Source organism: Leptothoe spongobia TAU-MAC 1115 (assembly GCF_018739885.1).
Taxonomy (GTDB): Bacteria; Cyanobacteriota; Cyanobacteriia; order Phormidesmidales; family Phormidesmidaceae; genus Leptothoe; species Leptothoe spongobia.
Genome location: NZ_JADOES010000079.1, coordinates 1 through 4785 on the forward strand (window position 1 = coordinate 1; position 4785 = coordinate 4785).

Annotated in this window: 5 protein-coding genes; 4 read left to right on the top strand and 1 reads right to left on the bottom strand. The window is 45.4% G+C overall.

Annotation, left to right across the window (positions count from 1 at the left end; all coding sequences use genetic code 11):
• Positions 1 to 105 precede the first annotated feature (105 nt).
• Genes IXB50_RS22350 through IXB50_RS21850 form a run of 4 tightly spaced genes read left to right on the top strand, consistent with a single transcriptional unit; the run spans position 106 to position 2094 of the window.
• On the top strand, positions 106 to 333 hold the full coding sequence (locus IXB50_RS22350; protein WP_246564867.1) for a hypothetical protein: 228 nt from the start codon (positions 106 to 108) through the stop codon (positions 331 to 333).
• Positions 308 to 1285 (top strand): ParM/StbA family protein, encoded by a 978-nt coding sequence (locus IXB50_RS21840; RefSeq protein WP_246564869.1) that lies wholly within the window; start codon positions 308 to 310, stop codon positions 1283 to 1285. Before IXB50_RS22350 ends, IXB50_RS21840 begins: the two co-directional genes overlap by 26 nt.
• A gap of 45 nt (positions 1286 to 1330) precedes the next feature.
• A complete protein-coding gene (locus tag IXB50_RS21845) occupies positions 1331 to 1861 on the top strand; it encodes a hypothetical protein (RefSeq protein WP_215611115.1) in 531 nt (176 codons plus the stop codon).
• Positions 1858 to 2094 carry a hypothetical protein gene (locus IXB50_RS21850; protein WP_215611116.1) on the top strand — a complete coding sequence of 79 codons (237 nt, stop codon included), beginning with the start codon at positions 1858 to 1860 and terminating at the stop codon, positions 2092 to 2094. Before IXB50_RS21845 ends, IXB50_RS21850 begins: the two co-directional genes overlap by 4 nt.
• Before the next feature lie 11 nt (positions 2095 to 2105).
• Here IXB50_RS21850 and IXB50_RS21855 read toward each other — a convergent pair.
• Positions 2106 to 4785: pentapeptide repeat-containing protein (locus IXB50_RS21855; protein ID WP_215611117.1), on the bottom strand; the 2680-nt coding region annotated here is incomplete at its 5' end.

The window sequence follows — 4785 nt, forward strand, 5'->3', positions numbered from 1 at the left end:
CTAAAGTCTTTGTTCTATATAACTTTCGCTCATTTTGAGACTCCCATTCTTTGAGTTTTGTGAGATATTCGGGTTGATGACCTGTTGTGACTGGCAGCCAAACCAATGCCCCAATCCATTCAGACTTACATCGATATGGGTAGCTCCGCCACCAAATGTCTCTACTGGCATGGCAGGCCCTCATTACTGCACCTGGACCCACAGGTAGCCCGGTTGAACCCCACCCGGTTAGACCGGCTGATGTTGGGTGGGTTAACCAGCCAGGAACCAGAGGATAGTGCCTATGTAATGGTGGGTAACAGTGCCTATGCGATCGGGGCACTGGCGAACTGACAAGTCAGCGCAAGCTATCGCACAAAAAGGCGACTCCGGTCTGGCCCTACCAAAACGAGATCGCGCCGTCTACAAAATCCTGGCTACCCTGGGGGTGATCGCTGAAAAGACCAGCCCTGGAGAAGCCTCTACAGAAACCGGCTATGAGTTTGAAGCCCAGATTGGGTTGCTGCTGCCGTTGGAGGAATACTGGCAGGATCGCAAAGAACTGAAGGCCCAAATTCAGGGTGCGAGTGTCCTGTGGACATGCTTCGCAAACGCAGAATTTGGCTTCCGAGGCAAAACCCTATTTGGTCAGCTGACCCGGATTGAAATGCAGCCGGAAGGAGCTGGCCTATATCTGGCCAAGGGATTACAACTGGCTCGGGCGAGCGTGGCGATTCGCGATCGCACCGTCGTCGTGCTTATGTTTGGCCATCGCAATCTATCCATCCTCACCTTTGAAAAAGGCAGCACACCCCAGGAGATGAACAGCACCTCCCAGGGGCCAGGGTTTGTGGAATATCTGAAGCAGTGTGCGACAGAGCTGCCTGCGATCTCACCAGACGATCCGGCCTTGCTGGAAGCGGTATTGGGAGGCCATGAAACGTTCCGCATTCCAGGGCGACGGGAACCGCTGGCATTAGCCAAAGCCTGTGGCTATGCTCGTGAGTTTTATCTGGACCGGGTGAATCAGTTTCTGGTGGAGTGGCTACCGTCAGCTGACGTAGATGTGATCGTCGGTGGAGGTGCCGCCTATTTTATTCAAGCCGAGCTGACCCAGTTTTTTGAGCAGCGGGGACTGACACCCCAAATCACCTGGGCAGACTCGTTACGTCAGGAAATGACAGATGTATTACGGGGTGAGTCTGGCACGGCTGAACCGGACCTGATTACCAGCGTGCGATGGGCCGATGTGTATGGGCTATTCAAGGCGTTTATGTACAACGGCACTCCAGCGAAGACGCGCTAGTGGGTCTGGAATGTATCGGGTTGTTGAAGGGGAAAGTTCAGACAGATGACAAGTCAACGGGAAACAAAGGCACGGATTCAGTACTCTAGCCGGGATGCGTTGGATGTAGCGGTGATTGGCTATTGCCGGGGGCAGTCGCGTCATGACCTGCATTATCGAACCCGGCAGGCGTTGAATGGGTTTTATGCTCCGTTTGCAATGGTGGCGGTGGATGCGTCAGCTGACGAAGTTCGACGGCAGGCGTTGCGATCGATTCGGCAGTTGACGACACAGATTTTGGAGATTCAGGAGCAGTTTTTGCCGGAGTTATTGGGACTGGAAGCTGGATTGGGCGGGCTATCGTTGGGGAATGGTGGCCGAGGGGTTAAAGAGAGGGGTGATGCGATCTCAGTGGAAAAGTCAGGGGGTGCGATCTCAGTGGAAAAGTCAGGGGTTGCGATCTCCGCATCACAATCACCCACAACCATGGAAAAAGCTGCTAACTCAGGACCAGTAGACCCACAACTGCGAGCATTCCTGGGGGAAGATGCCGCGATTATGGCGGGACTGAACCCATTTATTAATGACTTGACGTGAAGCCTTCTCAGACCAGGGTGCCGATATCAGTAGACCGCAAAACGGCAGAGCAAATTGCGGGGACGGCTGTGCTGCTATTGGAGAGGTTTTGTAGAGATCAGCCCAGGGGACAGCGGGTATTTGAGGGGAAGCAGTTTTATACGATTGTGGAGCGGGGCCGAGATTTGAAAATTGAGTTTAGAGGAGATGCTGCCCATCTGTTGGAGACGACTTTAACGACGTTGATAAAGTAGTGTCTAAGATCTTAAAATTCAGTGCTATCAGGAATATTCAATGTAGACTTTATACCTATTAAGTCTTGCCGATGAATCTCCTTACTCCACAAGGTATTTTTGAGATTTGCCCTGCTAAATTTAGTTCTTTCAAGATACACACCTTCAAGATTTGCACCTTCAAGATTTGCACCTTCAAGACTTGCCCTCTGAAGATTTGCCCTCTGAAGATTTGCCCTTTGAAGATTTGCACCTTCAAGATTTGCACCTTCAAGATTTGCACCTTCAAGATTTGCACCTTCAAGATTTATTCTCTGAAGACTTGTTTCCTGAAGATTTGCCATACGGAGATCGGCGGCCTTAAGATTCACTTCTTGGAGATTTGCACCTTCAAGATTTGTCCCTTCAAGATTTGCACCTTCAAGGTTTGCCATATATAGATCTCGAAATAAAAGATTACATCGATTTAAGTTCAAGTGATTAAGGCATGCAAAGACCAGGGGGTTCTCATGATTCACACGTTGACCTTGTATAGTCGATAGCAAGTTTCCAAAAGTAGAAACGCCATGCCAGTTAATTGATGAGATCTCTTTTGTGAATAATGCGCATCCACTCAAAGTAGCAAGCAGAGATTCAGAGGCATTTCGTGAATATGTTACTTCGTCAATATACTTTTCAAGGCGAGGGGAAAGTTTTTCCATTGGTAAACTACATTGCTGCATATAGCTAACTAGATCGCACAGTGTTTTCTGCCATCGCTGAACTTGATCCAATGCATTTAATCTTATTTCATCGCATAAAAAGCTGAATAGATACTCATCCATCTTGCTTGGTCCGCAGAGCATGACCCACCGCTTAAGACATTCTTTTTCATCCCACCCAATATCAGAATTCTCGCGATACTGTTCTAGCTGTTGCTGAATCAGCTTAACTTCCAACAATATACGTCGAGCTGTTAGATATTCACCAAAGCTCTTATGTGTAAACTCAAAGGTAGCTTCACTACCCTGAAATCCAGTCTGTCGAAAATAAAAGGCTGTTAGTAATTGAGTTATGCTAGCTTTAACTCCATCTTCAAAAACATTTAAAAGCTTCTTAAGGCTTCCACTAGTACAACGTTTTTCGATCTGAAGAGTAGTCGCAGTACGACCATTACCATGCCAACAAGCAATAGCAATCTCTTCTAAAATACGTTCAAATTCCTCCTGTCTAATATTGCCCAAGGTAGGATGCTGATAATTTGCCCAATCTCGCTGATAGACTTGTTCTAATAAGCTATGATAAATTTCATTTTCGTTGAAATCATTTTTAGATAGAAAGTCAATTGTGTTGCATTCATAACTCAATGCAAGCAAATAATTAAGCAAAGGCTGTGCCGTTATTTCAACTATCTTTTCCCTTTGATTGAGAATGTCTGGCAACCCATTGTAAGGTTTAGATTTTAAGCGGCCATATTTCTTCCACCAGCATTGACGCTGATCTTGTTCAAGCAAACCCGATTCAGAAACATAAATATGCTTTTCCAGATCCTCTCTGGTTCGGTAGTAAGGTAATACATGCAAAATCTGACCTTCCTTACGAAATTCTTCCTTATTTGCCTGCACAGTCAGTTCTCGACCAGTCATCAATACAAACACTCGCAGTTCTTGACGATTGAAAGCAAGCAATTTTCGCTGTACTTCACTTACAAAGTCCTTAGCAACCTGGGCTGCGACTTTACCCTGCATAGACAACTCATCCAGACCATCAAAAATAATCAATAGGCGATGTTCCGCATTATTTTTCTCAAGAGGATTTAGAGGCAAAATGTTATCTAAGTCGGCTTGAAAAAAATCTCTCATTGACTCTAACAAATCGCCTGATAGGTCTAACAAGTATAATGGCACAAATAATACAGGAAGCGTTGGCAATTCTTCATTTTCCTCATCGGTTAATTTGGCTGCTAGCATACGACTAAACGATGATTTTCCACAACCAGGTCCACCGCAAATCACTCGAATTGCATCATTATGATGCGCATACTCAAGCCATTCCTTAATGTTTTTTTCTAAATCAACAACAATTCGCTCAGTCCTTTTGCTGCCATTCACTTTTACGCTACGCTTATAATAAGCGCGTAAGCGTATATATATCTGTCTAAGTCCAAACAACTCACCAAACATGGATTCATCTACTTTTCGTTGTAGCCATCCTGAGTAACGCATCCAAGCCCACTCACGCTCATTAGCCGTGGCAAATGGACTTGCTATTGCATCATGAAGAAGAGCATACTCATGTGAGTTAGTCATCCATTGTTGAACAAGAGCAAAAACAAAATAGCGAGGGAGACGATTGGCCAGGACCTCAGCTATTGCCCTTTGCAGTCCGTGACTCTGAAGCCATAAAAGGTAACAGTTTTTTGCATCTTCAACAACTGGTATCTTTTTGGGATTTTTGAAAAAATCAGAATCTAATGGCAGATTTTTTTTCTCTATTGTTAAGTCAAGCTGCTCGCACAACATTTTTAAATTTAGCTTGTTGATATTGAGCGAGTCTTTGCAATCACTAGTCAGATCTGACATTGCTTGCAATAAAGAACGTTGTAGTAGCACCCAAGCTATTGCCTCAACTTTGTTAGATTGGATACCTAATGCATTAGACATCTCCAGAGCTGAAAAGCCTTGACAGAAAAAGGTTACAGCTATCAAGATGATAGCTGCCAAAAAGTGATGA